General features: G+C 37.4%; 15 protein-coding genes. 11 read left to right on the top strand and 4 right to left on the bottom strand.

Features of this window, described 5'->3' with window-relative positions; genetic code table 11:
* The first annotated feature begins 39 nt into the window (after nt 1-39).
* Nucleotides 40-423 carry a hypothetical protein gene (locus EG346_RS25235; RefSeq protein ID WP_228426379.1) on the top strand — a complete coding sequence of 128 codons (384 nt, stop codon included), beginning with the start codon at nt 40-42 and terminating at the stop codon, nt 421-423.
* Nucleotides 424-432: 9 nt separating this feature from the next.
* Nucleotides 433-2,421, top strand: coding sequence for a choice-of-anchor L domain-containing protein (locus tag EG346_RS23145; protein WP_228426796.1), 1,989 nt, complete (start codon nt 433-435; stop codon nt 2,419-2,421).
* A 67-nt stretch (nt 2,422-2,488) separates the two neighbouring features.
* Here the strand turns inward: EG346_RS23145 and rsmA are convergent, their stop codons facing one another.
* On the bottom strand, nt 2,489-3,259 hold the full coding sequence (gene rsmA / locus EG346_RS23140; RefSeq protein WP_073335067.1) for a 16S rRNA (adenine(1518)-N(6)/adenine(1519)-N(6))-dimethyltransferase RsmA: 771 nt from the start codon (nt 3,257-3,259) through the stop codon (nt 2,489-2,491).
* A gap of 91 nt (nt 3,260-3,350) precedes the next feature.
* Between rsmA and EG346_RS23135 the strand changes: the two genes are divergently transcribed.
* The 7 genes from EG346_RS23135 to EG346_RS23105 all read left to right on the top strand — a co-directional run bounded on the left by EG346_RS23135 (nt 3,351) and on the right by EG346_RS23105 (nt 8,849).
* Nucleotides 3,351-4,250 carry a cell division protein FtsX gene (locus EG346_RS23135; protein WP_123882136.1) on the top strand — a complete coding sequence of 300 codons (900 nt, stop codon included), beginning with the start codon at nt 3,351-3,353 and terminating at the stop codon, nt 4,248-4,250.
* Nucleotides 4,251-4,252: 2 nt separating this feature from the next.
* Nucleotides 4,253-4,549 carry a DUF3098 domain-containing protein gene (locus EG346_RS23130; RefSeq protein WP_123882133.1) on the top strand — a complete coding sequence of 99 codons (297 nt, stop codon included), beginning with the start codon at nt 4,253-4,255 and terminating at the stop codon, nt 4,547-4,549.
* Nucleotides 4,550-4,638: 89 nt separating this feature from the next.
* The gene (locus tag EG346_RS23125; RefSeq protein ID WP_073335064.1) at nt 4,639-5,457 is read left to right on the top strand and encodes an undecaprenyl-diphosphate phosphatase; all 819 of its coding nucleotides are present in this window, start codon (nt 4,639-4,641) and stop codon (nt 5,455-5,457) included.
* Nucleotides 5,458-5,461: 4 nt separating this feature from the next.
* Nucleotides 5,462-5,911 (top strand): hypothetical protein, encoded by a 450-nt coding sequence (locus EG346_RS23120; protein ID WP_123882130.1) that lies wholly within the window; start codon nt 5,462-5,464, stop codon nt 5,909-5,911.
* Nucleotides 5,911-6,612: a tRNA pseudouridine(55) synthase TruB gene (gene truB / locus EG346_RS23115; protein WP_073335062.1), complete on the top strand. Its 702-nt coding sequence runs from the start codon at nt 5,911-5,913 to the stop codon at nt 6,610-6,612. Before EG346_RS23120 ends, truB begins: the two co-directional genes overlap by 1 nt.
* A gap of 60 nt (nt 6,613-6,672) precedes the next feature.
* Nucleotides 6,673-7,395 (top strand): 23S rRNA pseudouridine(2604) synthase RluF, encoded by a 723-nt coding sequence (rluF, locus tag EG346_RS23110; protein ID WP_073335061.1) that lies wholly within the window; start codon nt 6,673-6,675, stop codon nt 7,393-7,395.
* 233 nt (nt 7,396-7,628) lie between these two features.
* On the top strand, nt 7,629-8,849 hold the full coding sequence (locus EG346_RS23105; protein WP_123882127.1) for a YncE family protein: 1,221 nt from the start codon (nt 7,629-7,631) through the stop codon (nt 8,847-8,849).
* 76 nt (nt 8,850-8,925) lie between these two features.
* Here the strand turns inward: EG346_RS23105 and EG346_RS23100 are convergent, their stop codons facing one another.
* Nucleotides 8,926-10,197, bottom strand: coding sequence for a helix-hairpin-helix domain-containing protein (locus tag EG346_RS23100; RefSeq protein WP_164466366.1), 1,272 nt, complete (start codon nt 10,195-10,197; stop codon nt 8,926-8,928).
* Between the two features lie 202 nt (nt 10,198-10,399).
* On the bottom strand, nt 10,400-10,744 hold the full coding sequence (locus EG346_RS23095; protein WP_073335058.1) for a MerR family transcriptional regulator: 345 nt from the start codon (nt 10,742-10,744) through the stop codon (nt 10,400-10,402).
* Between the two features lie 286 nt (nt 10,745-11,030).
* Here EG346_RS23095 and EG346_RS23090 point away from each other — a divergent pair, with 286 nt between their 5' ends.
* Together EG346_RS23090 and EG346_RS23085 are read left to right on the top strand one after the other, a co-directional pair.
* A complete protein-coding gene (locus tag EG346_RS23090) occupies nt 11,031-13,706 on the top strand; it encodes a reprolysin-like metallopeptidase (protein WP_123882121.1) in 2,676 nt (891 codons plus the stop codon).
* Nucleotides 13,707-13,826: 120 nt separating this feature from the next.
* Nucleotides 13,827-14,708, top strand: a complete 882-nt coding sequence (locus EG346_RS23085; protein ID WP_123882118.1) for an AraC family transcriptional regulator — start codon at nt 13,827-13,829, stop codon at nt 14,706-14,708.
* A 101-nt stretch (nt 14,709-14,809) separates the two neighbouring features.
* Here the strand turns inward: EG346_RS23085 and ccoG are convergent, their stop codons facing one another.
* Nucleotides 14,810-16,252 carry a cytochrome c oxidase accessory protein CcoG gene (ccoG, locus tag EG346_RS23080; protein ID WP_123882115.1) on the bottom strand — a complete coding sequence of 481 codons (1,443 nt, stop codon included), beginning with the start codon at nt 16,250-16,252 and terminating at the stop codon, nt 14,810-14,812.
* Between the last annotated feature and the right edge of the window lie 176 nt (nt 16,253-16,428).

The following is a 16,428-nucleotide window of genomic DNA, read 5'->3' as shown; positions in this document are numbered from 1 at the left end:
TATTTGAAAATAAATTAAATTTGTTAAAACAAAAGTATTATGCGAAGAAATCTCTTATTTTTTTTATTTTTCTTAGTCATCTCGACGTTTTCATATTCTCAAACTGACGGGCCTAGAAAGCCTCCCAAAAATAAACCCTCAGGGTCAGCTGTTCAAAAAGTAGGTAATTTTATTGATGTCAATACACCGGGCTATACGCAATCTTCATATTCTATAACGCAGCTGGTGAAAGATGTACTCATCTCATCAGGAACAAATACTTGTGTGACTCCTACTGTATCCAATGTAAAGATAACACCCAATCACGCTGTTACAGATGCTGACAGGTCCTGGGGATACTTTAATCAGGGAACCACCAATTTTCCTTTCAAAGATGGTATTGTACTTTCTACCGGAAAAGCCAGAAGAGCGGGAAACAGCTAGGAAGGCAACCTGAGTGATAACAATGGAGGAGGAACAGATTCTGATCTTGCACAGGCAATAGGAGCAACCGGAACATTAACGGATGCCGTTCTTTTGGAATTTGATTTTGTCCCTACCACTTCCCAAATTAAATTTAACTATCTGTTGGCATCAGAAGAATATTATGGGTCATATCCTTGCTCATATGCAGATGCCTTCGCCATTCTCCTCAGACCCACTTCAGGAGGACCTTACCAGAATATGGCGGTATTGCCATCGGGAGCAGGACCTGTAAGTATCACGAATATTCACCCCGCTATTTCAGGGTTTCCAGGATGTGCTGCTATTAACGAACAATATTTTGGCGGTTATAATACAAACCATGCCAGTCAGATCAATTTTGAAGGAAGAACAATTCCCCTTACTGCAACCGCAACCGTAGTGGCAGGTCAGGAATATCATTTTAAAATGGTGGTAGCTGATTATTCTCCAGGTAGCTTCGAAGACCACGCCTATGATTCTGCGGTATTTTTGGAAGGAGGATCGTTTAATATAGGGGTGGAACTTTTAGGGCCTAATGGGATTAAATTACCCTCTGATATTAATGTATGTGATAACGTACCCCAGGTGATCACCGCATCAGTAAGTGATCCTAATTTATTATACCAATGGTTCCTCAATGGAACGCCAATTTCAGGGGCAACCACTAATAGCATTACAGCCGTACAGCCAGGAATATATACTATTGAAGTAAGTGTTCCCGGAAATCCTTGTCCGGGAAAAGCAACCATAGAAATTCATGGGGGAACTACTCCTCAGGCACAGAATGCAACATTGCTTCTTTGTACTACACCAGACATTACCACTTATGATCTGACCAATGCTATGTCGTCTATAAGCCCTACACCCGGAGCTGTATTCAGATTCTATGTCAATCAGGCCGATGCAGTGGCTCAAAACGGGAACTATATTCAGAATGTTTTAAATTATAACGGGACAGATGGCCAGATTCTATACACCGTGGTTTCCAATGGAGGCTTCTGTAGCAAAATGATAGAATTAAAACTTCTGAAAGAAGCAACTCCTGTAGCAGGTATAAAATCTTCAAGGATAAAAATTTGTCCGGGAGAAACCTTGACTCTTACTGCTGAAGGAGGGGTAACTTACCAGTGGGTAAACTTCCCGGGTACAGGCAATACGCAGACAGTGACCCTTCATCAGACCACCACATTCACGGTGTATGCGGTAGGAGCGAAAGGATGCCGTTCATTAAACCCTGCGACCATCAAAGTAGAGGTAACCCCGGAAATCACGTCCCCTTTAAAAGACGTGGAAATGTGTCTGGGGGACCGTATTACACTTGATGCAGGGGCAGGTCCCAATTATAAATATTTATGGAGCACGGGCGCTACAACACAGACTATAACTGCAGACAGCTGGGGCGTTTACACTGTGGAAATAGATAATGGGTTCTGTAAAAAGATCTTTACTGCGAAAGTTGGAGGAGCAGCAACCCCTTATGTGATCGGCATCAATTATGAAAGTGCAAAAAAAACAGTCACGATCATTGCCGAGAATCCTCCGATGAACAATACCCCAAGTACGTTAGAGTATTCAATAGATAATGGAATCACATGGCAACTGTCCAATGTCTTTACAAGTCTTTTAGATAATACCAATTATACGGTATTGATAAGAAGGGTAGGAACCCATTGCGTAGGAACATTTGACTTCTATACACTGCAGATCAATAATATCATTACCCCTAATGATGACGGTATTAATGATGTTCTGGATCTTAAAGCACTTGCAGAATTCAAAAACTTCACAGGATCTGTTTATGACAGATATGGAGTGGAAATGTTCAGATTCTCTAAAGAAAAACCGGTATGGGATGGAACAGTAGGAGGTAAAAGACTCTCTACCGCTACCTATTGGTATAAATTTAATTTTGAATATCCTAAATCAAAAGTTCAAATGAACTGGTCCGGATGGATCATGCTGAAGAACAGGGAATAAAAATAAAGCATACACAAAAAAGCCTTTCAAGAAAATTTGAAAGGCTTTTTTATTTTTAAGATTGTTTCTATTGGTTTTGTTTCCAGAGATTGGCAAAGCCGATAAAATCGAGAACACTAAGCTCTTCCGCTCTTTTGTCTAAAAATTCATGAGTCTTTAAAGCTTCAGGAATGTTGAGTACTTTCAGTGAGTTTGAAAGTTTCTTTCTCCTCTGATTGAACCCTGCTTTCACAATCTGTTTAAAAAGCACTTCATTTCCGGCTAGACCTTCCTTTGGGTTTCTGGTCAGTCTGATCACTCCGGATTTTACTTTTGGAGGCGGATTGAAAACGTTTTCATGAACAGTGAACAGATAGGTCACATCATAATACGCCTGAATCAAAACTGATAGAATACCGTAATCTTTAGTTCTCGGTACGGCAGCTGTTCTCTCGGCAACTTCCTTTTGAAACATTCCGACCATTTCAGGGACCTGCTGATAATAATCAACAATCTTAAACAGAATCTGGGAAGAAATATTGTACGGGAAATTACCAATAATGGCGATCTCCTCTCCATTGATAAAGTTAAAGTCCTGTTTCAGAAAATCTCCCACAAAGGCATTTTCGATGATCTTTGAATAATTCTTTTTCAGGTATTCAATAGATTCGGTATCGATCTCTGCAAGGTAGATAGTCTGATCCTTGTCGAGAAGATATTTGGTAAGGACCCCCATTCCGGGACCTACTTCCATGACATTTTTATAGTCTTCATAGCTAAGACCTTCCACGATTTTTCTCGCGATATTTTCATCTGTCAGGAAGTGCTGTCCAAGATGCTTTTTTGCTTTTACACTCAACGTTTTTTATGATTTTATTAACAATGATTTTCTTTATTTCGTCCCAAATTTCGGAAGTTTTTTTCTAATTTAGCCAAAAATTTTAATATTAATGGCTAAATCTGTAGATGAGTTTAATAAGAAAAGGCTTCGGTCCAGCAATATTACTGTAGTAATAAGTATCGCATTAGTGTTATTTTTGTTAGGATTAATGGGGCTTATTTTAATCAATGCCCAAAAGTATTCTGACTATATCAAAGAGCAATTGGTAGTCAATGCGTATTTTGATGAAAACTATGATGCAAAAGATTCTGTAAAAATTGCAAAACTAGAGGAAGAAACTTTTAAAAAGGTACAGACGTTAGCTCCTGTAAAAAAAGCGACCTATATCACGAGAGACATGGCTGCGAAAGAAGCCAAGAAAACGATGGGGATAGACAGTGATGCGCTTTTTGAAGAAAACATTTTCCCTTCATCGATCGAAGTGGCATTAAAACCTGAGTACGTAGACCCTGCAAAGATTGACGGAGCCATTAAGATTATAAAATCGGTTCCTGGTATTGTAGATGTCAAAAATGACAGTACTTTGATGGTGGATGTTTACAACAACCTGAGCAGAATTTTGAAATGGATCCTCGGATTCTCTATTCTCTTTCTGATCTTGGCGGTGGTACTGATCAACAACTCCATCAGACTGAAAATCTTCTCCAAAAGATTTAGCATCAAAACGATGCAGCTGGTAGGAGCAAAAAGAAGGTTTATCCTTAAACCATTCATCGTAGAGGCGATCATCCTGGGTGCTATCGGATCTGCGATTGGCCTGATGGCGCTGGGTGGAGTATGGTATTATTTTACAAGCCAGATTGGTTCAGCTTTCGTACAGGACAATAACCAGTATTTCTGGCTGATTGTTTTAGTACTTGGAGTCGGAGTCTTTATTTCTGTCTTAAGTACTATTTTCGCTACATGGAGATTCTTAAAATCAAACGTTGACGATCTATATTATTCTTAATAATGAGCAAAAAAACAAATAAATTGGCCGCTTCAGAATTTGGCAAAGAAACCGAAGTAGTACAGGAAAATACCTTTTATTTCGGACAGCAGAACTTCAGGTGGATGCTGATAGGTCTGGCGTTTATCGTCGTAGGATTTCTACTGATGATGGGTCCGGATGCGAATACAGTAGACGGTAAATTTGATCCCAATGTATGGAATGACGATATTTTTTCCATTCGCAGGATCAGAATTGCACCACTGTTTATAGTGATAGGCTTTGTGATAGAAGTGTATGCTATTTTAAAAAGAAAATAAATTTAAACCTTATTTAAAGATTAAGAGATTGAGAGATTTAGGATATTCTAAATGTCAAAGTCTCTTAATCTTTTAATTTTAACAATATTATGGATCTAATTAAAGCGATCATTATTGCTATTATTGAAGGACTTACAGAGTATCTTCCTATTTCTTCTACCGCTCACATGGGATTTGCCGCCAACCTTATGGGGCTTCAGGAGGATGAATTTCTAAAAATGTTTCAGGTATCTATCCAGTTCGGTGCTATTTTATCCGTTGTGGTGGCTTATTGGAAAAAGTTCTTTGACCTCAAAAATATCCGGTTTTATTATAAACTTGCTTTTGCGGTAATTCCTGCATTGGTTTTAGGGTATCTTTTTGATGATAAAATTGAAGCTATTCTTGGAAACCAGATTGCGATCTCTTCTGTATTGGTACTGGGAGGTGTGGTATTGCTTTTCGCAGACAAATGGTTTAAAAATCCCAGAATCGATGATGAAAAAGGAGTTTCCATAAAAAGCGCTGTTACCATAGGCTTCTGGCAATGTCTGGCGATGATGCCGGGAACCAGCCGTAGTGCAGCCTCTATTATTGGAGGAATGTCACAGGGTCTTACCAGAAAAGCTGCTGCAGAGTTTTCATTCTTTCTTGCAGTTCCTACCATGCTGGCTGTTACCGTATATTCTGTTTTCCTTAAAACATGGGGAAAAGAAACCGCACATCCTCAGAAAGGCTATGAAATGATTATGGCATCGAATGATCATATTATGATCTTTATCATCGGAAATATTGTTGCCTTTATTGTCGCATTGATTGCCATCAAGGCATTCATCGGAGTTTTGAATAAGTATGGCTTCAAACCTTGGGGCTGGTACCGTATCTTTGTTGGGATTGCATTACTCATCTATTTCTATTTTTTTAAATAAGCGTATGAAAACTAATATTTTAAAGATACTGGCTTTTTCAGGAGTCATCGTTTCTTGCTCACCGGCACATACGCTGTTGGTAAAAAATAATAGTGGAGAAAGGATCGAGTTTTTTGTTGAGCTCAAAGAGAAATACCCAACCGAAGATTTATTGATCTGTAAAGAACTGGTACCGGACGAAAAACTGGAACACAAATCTTTTATTGAATACAGAAAGGAAGGAAAATGTTACAGCCAGAAAGTGACAGCAGTAAGTAAAACCAGCTATAAATTTAATTTGCCTGAAGAATATACTGTAAATATTGTTCCGAATAACTCTGTATACCCATTTAAAAACATCTATTATTTCATCGGAGATAAAAAATGTTTTGTCAATGTTGAAAACGGCCCGGAATGCAGGCAGAAGGTTAATAAGCTGCCAAGCTTAGTAAGTATCACCGAAATTTTAAAATAATGACAGCTGAAGAACTGCAATCAGGATATGTGTTTTTATTGGATAAACCATTGGACTGGACCTCTTTTCAGGCTGTCAATAAAATGAAATATAAACTCAAAAGAGAGTTTAATCTTCCTAAAAAATTTAAAATTGGACATGCCGGAACTTTAGACCCCAGAGCAACAGGGCTTCTTATTGTTTGCTGTGGAAAATTTACCAAGAAAATCCCCGAAATTCAGGATGCTCCCAAAGAATACTGGACCGAGATTAAAATAGGAGTCCAGACAGAATCCTATGATACGGAAAAACCTGAAATCCTTCAGACGGATATTACCCATATTTCAGAAGACAAGATTCATGAAGTTTTGGAGAAGTTTGTTGGAGAAATAGAGCAGAAACCTCCAGTATATTCAGCGATTAAAATAGACGGACAGAGGGCGTATAATCTGGCGAGAGCAGGAGAAGAAGTAGAAATGAAATCCAGAAAAACTACGATTTTCTATATTAAAGATATTACAATTGATCTTCCACTGGTAAGCTTTACCGTGGGGTGTTCGAAAGGGACTTACATCAGAAGCTTAGCTCATGATATTGGTCAGGAACTTGGAGTTGGCGCTTATCTGACACAGCTGAGACGTACAAAAATTGGGGAGTATACAATTGAAAATGCTACGACTGACTTTCTGGAGAATGAATACAGATTTGAAAGTTTACAATAAAGAAAAGTATTTTTACTCACAACAGGCAATAAAAAATTATACAGGTTACGGAGAAGACTAATGGAAAAAACGCGTATTAATAAATATTTATCAGAAGTAGGGTACTGTTCGAGAAGAGCAGCAGATAAACTTCTGGAAGAAGGAAGAATAACAATTAACGGGAAGATCCCAGAAATGGGGACAAAAGTTTCAGATGAAGATGTTGTAGAGGTAGATGGGAAACCTATCCGTGAGCCGCAGGATAAGCCTGTTTATATCGCTTTTAATAAGCCTGTGGGGATTGTCTGTACTACAGATACCAAACGCGAAAAAAACAATATCGTTGACTATATCAACTACCCGAAAAGAATTTTTCCAATAGGCAGACTCGATAAACCCAGTGAAGGATTGATTCTGTTGACCAGCGATGGTGATATTGTCAACAAAATTCTCCGGGCAAGAAACAACCACGAAAAAGAATATATCGTCCGCGTAGACAAGCCACTTTCACCCAGATTTCTTGAAAAGATGAGAAATGGGGTCCCGATTCTGGATACAGTCACCAAAAAGTGCGAAGTAGAAAGAATCGATGATATGACCTTCCGTATTGTCCTTACTCAGGGACTGAACAGGCAGATCCGTAGAATGTGTGAATATCTTGGCTACGAAGTAAAAAAACTGAAACGTATCCGTATCATGAACATTAAACTGGATCTTCCGGTGGGGAAATGGCGTGACCTTACAGAGGCGGAATTTACTACGCTTAACAGCTTGCTTTCTGATTCTATCAAAACAATCGATTAAGATTATATCATTAATAATAAAAAATTAAGCAGGAAATATTTTCCTGCTTAATTTTTTATATCTATTATATTGTTAAATAAGTGAGAACTTCTATTTCCGAGTAATCTATCTGAAGAAAAATAAAAAATACTTAAAATGTTACCATTTAGTAATATTCACACATTGGTGTTATATTATTGGTTTGTTAGTTAAAATATATTATATTTATATAGTAACTACTAAAACTAAAAACCATGAAATTAAAATTTAACTTACTTTCTGTTATTATTTTAATGACATTTTCTAATTGTCAAAATGATAACCATAATCCGGATCTTCCGCACGATTCTTCATTTTACATTGATTATAGAAGCTTGAAAGGATTATCAGATGGAATAGCTGTAATTGAACTTGATCCTGAAGCCCCAAATTTTGGGCATATTAGTAGCAAACTTGAATTAGGTATTGGTGTCCTGCCTCATCATCTTTATTATAATCAGAATGCGGACAAATTATTTACCACTGCTTTAGGGGGGAATTATCTCTACCAGATAAAAACGGAAAAAGACAAAAACGGACAGCCAAAATTAGTTAGTGCAACACCTATTGATACAGGGGAGAATACAGTAGGGGAAAATTTGTTTTTTACCAACGATGGAAGATATTTTATGACTTTTATGGGAGGGGCAGGAGGACCAAAAGATGGTAGCATAGGTGTTTTTAATGCAAATAACAACCAGCTTATTAAAACTATTAAAGCGCCGGTTCAAACCAATCCAAATCAATTTATTATGTATCCGCACGGTATTTCTGTTAATGAGGAGAAAGGAATAATGATGGTGACCTCAACCATTCACCCGGATCTTACTACTGGAATGGGAAATACTTGTACTTTATTAGATCTAAATACCTATGAATTAAAAGAAACTTACCTGGTCGCAGACTCACAAACGGATATGTCCAGTCCTGTTGAGGTCCTATTGCTGCGTGGAAAATTTCCACAGTATGCCCTTGCAACGACAATGCTAGGTGGCGATATCTGGATTGCTCCATACAATGCTATAACCAAGAAGTATGATACTTTTAGTAAAATATTTGATGGAAGTACACAAGGATTAGGCTGGGCGCTCGAAATGTACATCGATGATAACAGCAAGCTTTACGTAAGTTTTGCTGATCCCGGAAAAGTTTTGGTCTTTGATATAAGTAATCTTCCCCAGCTAAAGCTCTTAAAAACCCTTACGGCAGATAAAGGAGCACATCATATGGTTTTCTTTAAAACTAAAAAAGGAAAAGAAGTTGTAGCAGTACAAAATAACCTTTTAGATATTCCAAACTTAAATTCCGGGACTATTAGTGTTATTGAAATCCAGACCGGGAAAACATTAGGTACCATTGATTTACGAACCAAATATGGAATACTACCTGAATCTATTGAAGGAACCAATGGTCCCAGCAATTATATGCATCACTAAAACTTAAAATAGTACGCAGAGTAGAAACGATCCAAAATAGCCCCTATTATTTTGGGGAGTTTTTATATGGTTCCAGTTATTTTAAATATAATTTCATTCTTTCTTCATACTCAGGCTTTAATTTTAAAAGCTTCAGAATTTTTCTATCATCCGTGTAGGTAGTCCGGTAGAATATGATCTTATCCGCAGAATATTTGAAGTAGGGATGGTCTTTCAGCCATTCTTCAGGAGCTTCTGTTAAAGTATATTTAGGAACATTTGAAATATCTAGTGGAGCAATAGAAATTAATTTTTGAACCAAATTTTTATCAATATTGTAGGTATCTAAAATTTGTTGTTTATTGACAAAACCTCTCAGTTTTTTTCTGAATCCGATCATCGATCCGGCACTTTTTTCATCTAAACCAAATTCCAGCAACTGCTTGAATGTGATGATATTTAAATCAACTTTTGAAAAATCGGTTTCCTGTTTTTGGATAGGGTTTGTATTCGTATTGAGTTTAATATAAGGACTTAGTTCCTCGAATTTTTCCTTAGAAATAACAAAACACTTCTTTATATCTTCAAGTGATTTAAAACTTCCTCTGAGATTTCTGTCACGGTAATTAACAATCGTATTCGCCTGCTTTTCTGAAAATCCTAAAGCTTGCCAATCTTCTGAATTCAAAGAATTAGGATCAAAATTACGGTAGTGAATTTTTGACTGTACAGTATAATTTTTACCATGACTTTTAAAACCCTCAGGAGTTTTTGCCGGAAGGATTAAATAAGATTCAAGCTTAGTATAGCTTGCTGGAGAAATAATAAAACATTCTTTGAATTTTTCTTTACTGATGAAACTTCCACCCAAATAGTTTTTATACTTTAAAATAGCTTCAGCCTGTTTTTCACTGAAACCCATTCTGATCCATTCAGCAGCAGAAAGTCTATCCGGATTGAATCTTCCGGAAATACGGATCTCTTTCTTTTCATATTTATCAAATTTTTCAAAATGGTGGTCTTTACCGGCTTCGGGAAGCATAATATAGGATTCCAGTTCACTGAATTTTTCAGCAGAAATAGCATAGCATTTTTTTAGCTGATCTTTTGATCTAAACTGACCTCCTACCATTTTTTTATAATTGAGAATGGTAGAAACCTGTTTTTCGGAAAATCCTAAATGCTCCCATTGCATGGCATCGAGATCATTCGGATTAAAGTCCGTTAGATTCCATGACGTGGAGCGGGTGGTAATAAATTTTACTTCAGGAAAACTATCTTTTTCCCTACCTGTGTAATTTTGAAAGGCCAAAAGCACGATCAGAAGCATTCCCATAAATGCCAGTTTCTGGTAATATTTTTTTCTCATCATACAGTAAACTTATAAATAAAAATAAACCGAAGCAATGGTGAAAAGCAGAAGGAATTGTTTTGTACAACAAATTCTTTCAAATGATTTTTAAATTACATTTGAATACTTTTTTTTAAGAATTATTTGAAGGAATACAGGCCAAGGATTTGAGCCAAAACAAAAGCATCACTTAAAGATGCTTTTTATGATTGGGTACTATTTATTCTGAATCTTTATCTGCTAGAGAAGCTTTCAGTTTCTGAAGTTCAGCTTTTATAAATTCAAGACGGTCAATAATGGTAACGGTTTCTGAAATTTTACTGTTGGTGGTCAAAGCAATTCTTGCTCCATCAAGGGTATATCCTTTTTCTTTTACCAAATGGTAAATCATTTGCAGGTTCTTGATGTCTTCAGGAGTAAAGTAGCGGTTACCCTTTTTGTTCTTTTTAGGCTTGATGATAGGGAACTCTTGCTCCCAGTAACGTATTAATGAGGTGTTTACATCAAAAGCTTTGGCAACTTCTCCTATTGAATAATACAGTTTATCAGCTAAGTTTATCTTCATTCTATGAATCCTAAAAGCCAAAGATAAAAATTTTTTAAATTCTAACACAAATATGCGCTGGTAATTAGTCCTGAATAAAATTCTTTTTTAAAATTAAAATAGATGAAGTTGAATAATTGAAGTATTAAATACTTTAATTATATACATATGATGTATTTTTTTTATGAAATTTAAATATGTAGTGAATGCCCGCAATTTATTTCGATAGGTGGTGGGTAATTGCCATAAAATGAGTGTTTTGTGTGGTTGTTTTTTATTAATTTAGCAAAGATCAAAATACTTTTTTATGAAAAATTATTTCTTTCTTTCCATGCTGCTGATTCCTTTTTTAGGATATTCGCAATGGACCAAAACAACAGTGAGGTCGCAAAAAGTAAAGCCGTCTCAGGAAAAGCTGGAGTATGCAGCTCTTTATTCATTGGATGCAGCTCAACTTAAACTTACACTGAAAAATGCACCTGAGCGTTTTTCAGGATCAAAAGGAGTGATCATTTCTCTTCCAACAGCCGGAGGTAAAATTGAGAAGTTTCAGGTTTGGGAATCTTCCAATATGGATCCGGCCCTTCAGGAAAAATACCCGGACATCAAATCATATGTAGGCACAGGAGTCAATGATCCTTCTGTTTATTTAAGATTCAGTATGTCACCTATAGGATTTTCATCCATGATCACCAGATCTGGTATTTCCGAATTCATTGAGCCTTACACCGAAGACAGAGCAGTCTATGCTGTTTTCGATTCCAATGCGAGGAGAGGTCACGACAAAGAATCTTTTGAATGTGCTACACCAGAAAAGGTAGTAGCGAAAGATTCTGAAAAAAAAAATAGTGCTGTAAATAAAAAATTAGCAGGTTTTAATGTGTTCAGACTTGCTATAACATGTACTGGCGAATATGCACAATACCACCTCACGGCCACCGGAACTCCTGCCACGGCCACAGAAGCTCAAAAAAAAGCAGTAGTCCTTGCAGCTATGAATGCCTCCGTAACCCGTATGAACAGTGTTTTTGAAAAAGATCTTTCACTACATTTCAATCTGGTAGCCAATAATGACGCGATTATCTATGTAGATCCCGCAACAGATCCCTATGCTGCTTCAGGTGAGCAAAATCCACAGGCTCAAACAACAATAACCAGTATTATCGGTTCTGAGAATTATGATATGGGCCATATTTTTGATAAAGAAGACGGAAATGGATATGCACCCGGGGATATTTGTGATAACGGTACAAAAGCTCAGGGATGGACAGCCAGCAATTTTCCTGAAGGAGATACTTTCGATATTGATTATGTAGCTCATGAAATGGGACATCAATTGGGCGCAAACCATACATTTAGTTATAATACAGCGTCAGGTAATATCGCATCACTAGTGGAACCCGGCAGTGGATCCACAATTATGGCTTATACAGGAATAACGGTTAATTATGATGTTCAATTCAATTCTGACGATTATTTTCACGGCTTCAGCGTTGACGAAATTAGAACCAGAATAAACAGCGTCACATGCGGGACCAATACTCCTTTTGCCAATCCAGCACCCAATGTAAATGCTGGCACAGACTACATTATTCCTAAATCTACAGCATTTGTATTAAAAGGGACTTCTACAGATTCTAATACTGCTTCTTACACCTATACGTGGGAGGAAATGGATTCAGGTTCTGCTCAGACAGGCGCTAATTCAATCCCTTATCTGAACAAGCCTACCGGTCCTATATTCAGATCTTTGAATCCGGTAAATACTCCTGTGAGATATTTTCCTGATTTTAATAAAGTGTTAGCTGGTGTACTTACTACACGTTGGGAGACTGTTTCAGGTGTTGGAAGAAATCTAAATTTTATGCTGACCGCTAGAAACAATAATATTACAGCACCACAGACCGGTAAAGATGCAATGGCTATAACGGTAAATTCAGCATCAGGTCCGTTTAAAGTTACTGCACCAACTTTTGGACAGGCAGCAGTTTCAGGAGCAGCACTAAATGTAACATGGGATGTTGCCAATACAAATCAGGCGCCTGTGAGTACTGCCAATGTAAATATTAAATTATCTACAGACGGAGGACAGACCTTTACAACGGTGGCAGCTAATACTCCCAATGACGGTAGCGAGCAGATTACCATTCCTTCCGGATCTACTGCTGCCAATGCCTATATTCTTGTGGAGGCCGTTGGGAATATCTATTATACAGTGAGTCCAAGCTTTGTCATTGATTATACCGTAGCAGGAGAAACCTGTACAACTTACAATTATCAAGGTCCGGCAGTCGCTATTAAAGACGGTCCGGGCGGAAATGCTGGTATTGCATCCCAAAAAGTTTTGGCTCCTTTAATGGTGACCAATTCCGGAATTATTACTAAAATTAAAGTCATTCCTTCCATTACTCATACGTATGTTAAAGATTTATCAGTAGGAATAGAGGGACCTATGGGTACATCAGCTCTTGTTTGGAACAGACAATGCACCAATCAGGATAATATCACCGCGACATTCAGTGATGCGGGATCTGCTGCTGTATGTGTTACTCCAATTCAGGGAGAAGTAAAGTCTAATGAATCACTAGGAATTTTTGTGGGACATCAGGCTCAGGGACAATGGAAATTATTTGCCTCAGATAATTACACCGGCGATGTTGGAAGTATTAATGGATGGTCCCTTCAGGTATGTACCCGCCAGACACAGGCTTTAGGGGTACAGGATGCCGTTTCTCCGCTGGCAGATGATATCAAAATTTATCCTAATCCAAGTGACGGTAACTTCTTCATTAAGTCCAGAAACTTAAAAGGAGAAGTAAAAGTAGGCATGTTTGATGCCAGTGGAAGATTGGTGTTTTCATCGGCTTATCAAAGTGAAGGAAACAATACAAAAGAGTTCAATGTTAACGTTCCAAAAGGAGTGTATGTCATCAGCATTAACTCTTCAAAAGGAGCTTATAACACGAAGCTTGTAATTAAATAAAAGCTTGTAATTTCTGAATACAGGACCTGTGAAAGCAGGTCCTTTTTTTATGCAGATTTGCGTTATGATTCTTTTTACAGTACTTTTATACATTAACTAAGATCTGTTTTATTATCAGTAATGAATTCTATCTCTGTCCTTCATATTGAGCTTTTCCAGTCCGGCAGGAATACCTCAGATTTTTATTTCAATAATATGAAAGAACATCTTGTTGTAGGACACTGGCATATTGAAAAGCCACACCGGCATGATTTCTATGCAGCTGTTCTTTTTACAAAAGGAAAAGGAACTCATGAAATAGATTTTCAGAAATATGATGTTTCTAAGGGAAGTCTTTTCTTTCTGTCTCCGGGGCAGATTCATAGCTGGGAACTTTCTGACGATATTGACGGATATATTTTTTTCTGCTCACAGGAGTTTTATGAGATGCATTATGTGAGCCAGAAACTGCGGAATTTTCCTTTTTTCGGTTCAGTCTCTTTTCCCAGAAAATTGCAGCTTGATGCTGATGAGCTGGAAAAAAACAACACGATATTTCAGGAATTGGGAAAAGAACATCAGTCTCAGAATGCGATGAAAGAAGGACTGATCCTTTCTTTTATGTCTCAGATTTTCATTAATGCTACCAGACTGTTTTCAAAAGATATTGATCTACGTTCTTCCTCTGCGAGTCTCTCTTATTTTAAACATTATCAGGAGTTTGAAAACCTTATAGAACAATATTTTAATGAGCAAAAATCCATTTCTTATTATGCGTCTTTACTCGGTATTACTCCAAAGCATCTGAACAGAATCGCTCAGACAGTTGTTCAAAAAACAGCGACCGATGTCATTACCGAAAGAGTAGTGCTGGAAGCTAAAAGAATGCTGATGTATCTGGATGAAAGTCTCGTGGAGATTGCTTTCAGACTTGGATACGAAGAATATTCCTACTTTGTAAGAGTATTCCGGAAAAGTTCCGGAATGACTCCTACTCAGTTTATGAGAAAATACAAGGTTTAAAATTATTTAAAAAAGATGGTAGAGGAAAGGCTGAAGATGGAAGTTACCGGAGTCTCTTATCTCATGTCTCAAATCTGACATCTCCAAATCTTGTCTCTTGCCTACAGCGTCAGTTTAAACGGTCCTTCAAATGTGGTGTCAAACGAGTCCAGCATTTCACCCTTCTCATCAAAAACGCCAATCACCATATTTTGCTTCGAAAACTTAATATCTTCTTCAGGGAAGCTGATATTGATATTTCCTTTCAGAATTTCATCACCTTTTAATATGATTTTCTCTGAACCAAAATACGTGATTTCTGCATTGGTTGGTGTCATTACTTTAATGGTCAATATCTTTTTCTCGTTGGATTTGTTTAAAAGGGTATAAATAAAAGTATTCGTTATCTTACCGTCTTTGACAAAAAAGGTAGAGCCTGCTGGTTTGATAAATTTTGCTTCCATAGATCCGCGGTCATACATTAAGAATCCTAAAAATCCGATCAGTAAAGCAAGAAATACAGTGGTAGCTTTCATTCTGGAGGTAAATTTGAAAGTTTCCTGATTTTCAATTTCGGCTTCCGTAGCATAGCGCACCAATCCTTTTGGAAGTCCCACTTTTTCCATTACCTCATCACAGGCATCAATACAGGCTGTACAGTTGACACATTCCAGCTGCTGTCCGTTTCTGATATCAATACCGGTAGGGCAGACTACAACACACTGATGACAGTCGATGCAGTCTCCTTTTCCTGCTGCTTTACGGTCTTCATTATTTCTCCATTTTGAGCGGCCTTCTCCTCTTTTGAAATCATAATATACATTAATAGTCTGTTTATCAATCAGTACTCCCTGAAGTCTTCCATATGGACACACCAATGTGCAGACCTGTTCGCGGAGCCATGCAAAAACAAAGTAGAAGGTCATCGTGAAAAATAACATGACAAGGAATTTCATGGAATGATGTTCAGGACCTTCAGCCATGATCCGGAATACTTCCTTGTAACCAACAATGTACATGAACATGAAATGGGCAATCGTTAATGAAATGAATGCAAAGGCAGACCATTTTAATAACCTTTTTCTGATTTTTTCGGCATCCCATTCCTGTCTGTCTAGTTTCATTTGTTTATTCCGGTCACCTTCAATCCAGTATTCAATTTTTCGGAATACCATTTCCATAAAAAGCGTTTGCGGACAAAGCCATCCGCAGAATATTCTTCCGAAAACTACCGTGAACAGCATCACAAAGATTACAGAGGTTACTGCTCCCAGCGCCAGGATAAAGAAATCCTGAAGATAAAAAGGTTGTCCGAGAATAAAGAATCTCCTGTCGATCACATTAATTAGCAGAAACGGATTACCGTTGATCTTTACAAATGGCAGTCCGAAAAATATAGCCAGCATAAGATAACTCGCGTAATTCCTGTAGTTGGTATATTTTCCTTTAGGTTTTCGGGGAAAGACCCATTTTCTTTTCCCCGTTTCATCCATGGTTCCCACTGAATTCCTAAACGTGTCGTTTTCTATTTCTACAAATTTGCTGCTGCCGGATTCTGCACTCATTGCGGTACTTTTGTTAAGTTAAAAAAAGTATTAAGGTGATATTTGAGGCCGGATCAAACTGTTTTTTCAGTCAGTTTTAAAAAGGAAAAAGGAGTATTGATCTTACCATGGCAAAGGTCAGGATAAAACCGTTTTTTAACTAATACCATCTGCTTCAAAAATAGGACAATTGAGAC

This window comes from Chryseobacterium carnipullorum (genome assembly GCF_003815695.1).
Taxonomy (GTDB): domain Bacteria; phylum Bacteroidota; class Bacteroidia; order Flavobacteriales; family Weeksellaceae; genus Chryseobacterium; species Chryseobacterium carnipullorum.
Note: the sequence above shows the minus strand (reverse complement) of the source record. Positions and strands in the feature narration are given on the sequence as shown.

Excerpts from the sequence above, each read along its gene's own strand:
- EG346_RS23105 (WP_123882127.1), top strand. The coding sequence starts at position 7,629 with ATGAAATTAAAATTTAACTTACTTTCTGTTATTATTTTAATGACATTT.
- EG346_RS23090 (WP_123882121.1), top strand. The coding sequence starts at position 11,031 with ATGAAAAATTATTTCTTTCTTTCCATGCTGCTGATTCCTTTTTTAGGA.
- rluF (WP_073335061.1), top strand. The coding sequence starts at position 6,673 with ATGGAAAAAACGCGTATTAATAAATATTTATCAGAAGTAGGGTACTGT.
- EG346_RS23085 (WP_123882118.1), top strand. The coding sequence starts at position 13,827 with ATGAATTCTATCTCTGTCCTTCATATTGAGCTTTTCCAGTCCGGCAGG.
- truB (WP_073335062.1), top strand. The coding sequence starts at position 5,911 with ATGACAGCTGAAGAACTGCAATCAGGATATGTGTTTTTATTGGATAAA.
- EG346_RS25235 (WP_228426379.1), top strand. The coding sequence starts at position 40 with ATGCGAAGAAATCTCTTATTTTTTTTATTTTTCTTAGTCATCTCGACG.
- EG346_RS23130 (WP_123882133.1), top strand. The coding sequence starts at position 4,253 with ATGAGCAAAAAAACAAATAAATTGGCCGCTTCAGAATTTGGCAAAGAA.
- EG346_RS23120 (WP_123882130.1), top strand. The coding sequence starts at position 5,462 with ATGAAAACTAATATTTTAAAGATACTGGCTTTTTCAGGAGTCATCGTT.
- EG346_RS23100 (WP_164466366.1), bottom strand. The coding sequence starts at position 10,197 with ATGAGAAAAAAATATTACCAGAAACTGGCATTTATGGGAATGCTTCTG.
- EG346_RS23125 (WP_073335064.1), top strand. The coding sequence starts at position 4,639 with ATGGATCTAATTAAAGCGATCATTATTGCTATTATTGAAGGACTTACA.
- EG346_RS23135 (WP_123882136.1), top strand. The coding sequence starts at position 3,351 with ATGGCTAAATCTGTAGATGAGTTTAATAAGAAAAGGCTTCGGTCCAGC.
- ccoG (WP_123882115.1), bottom strand. The coding sequence starts at position 16,252 with ATGAGTGCAGAATCCGGCAGCAGCAAATTTGTAGAAATAGAAAACGAC.
- EG346_RS23095 (WP_073335058.1), bottom strand. The coding sequence starts at position 10,744 with ATGAAGATAAACTTAGCTGATAAACTGTATTATTCAATAGGAGAAGTT.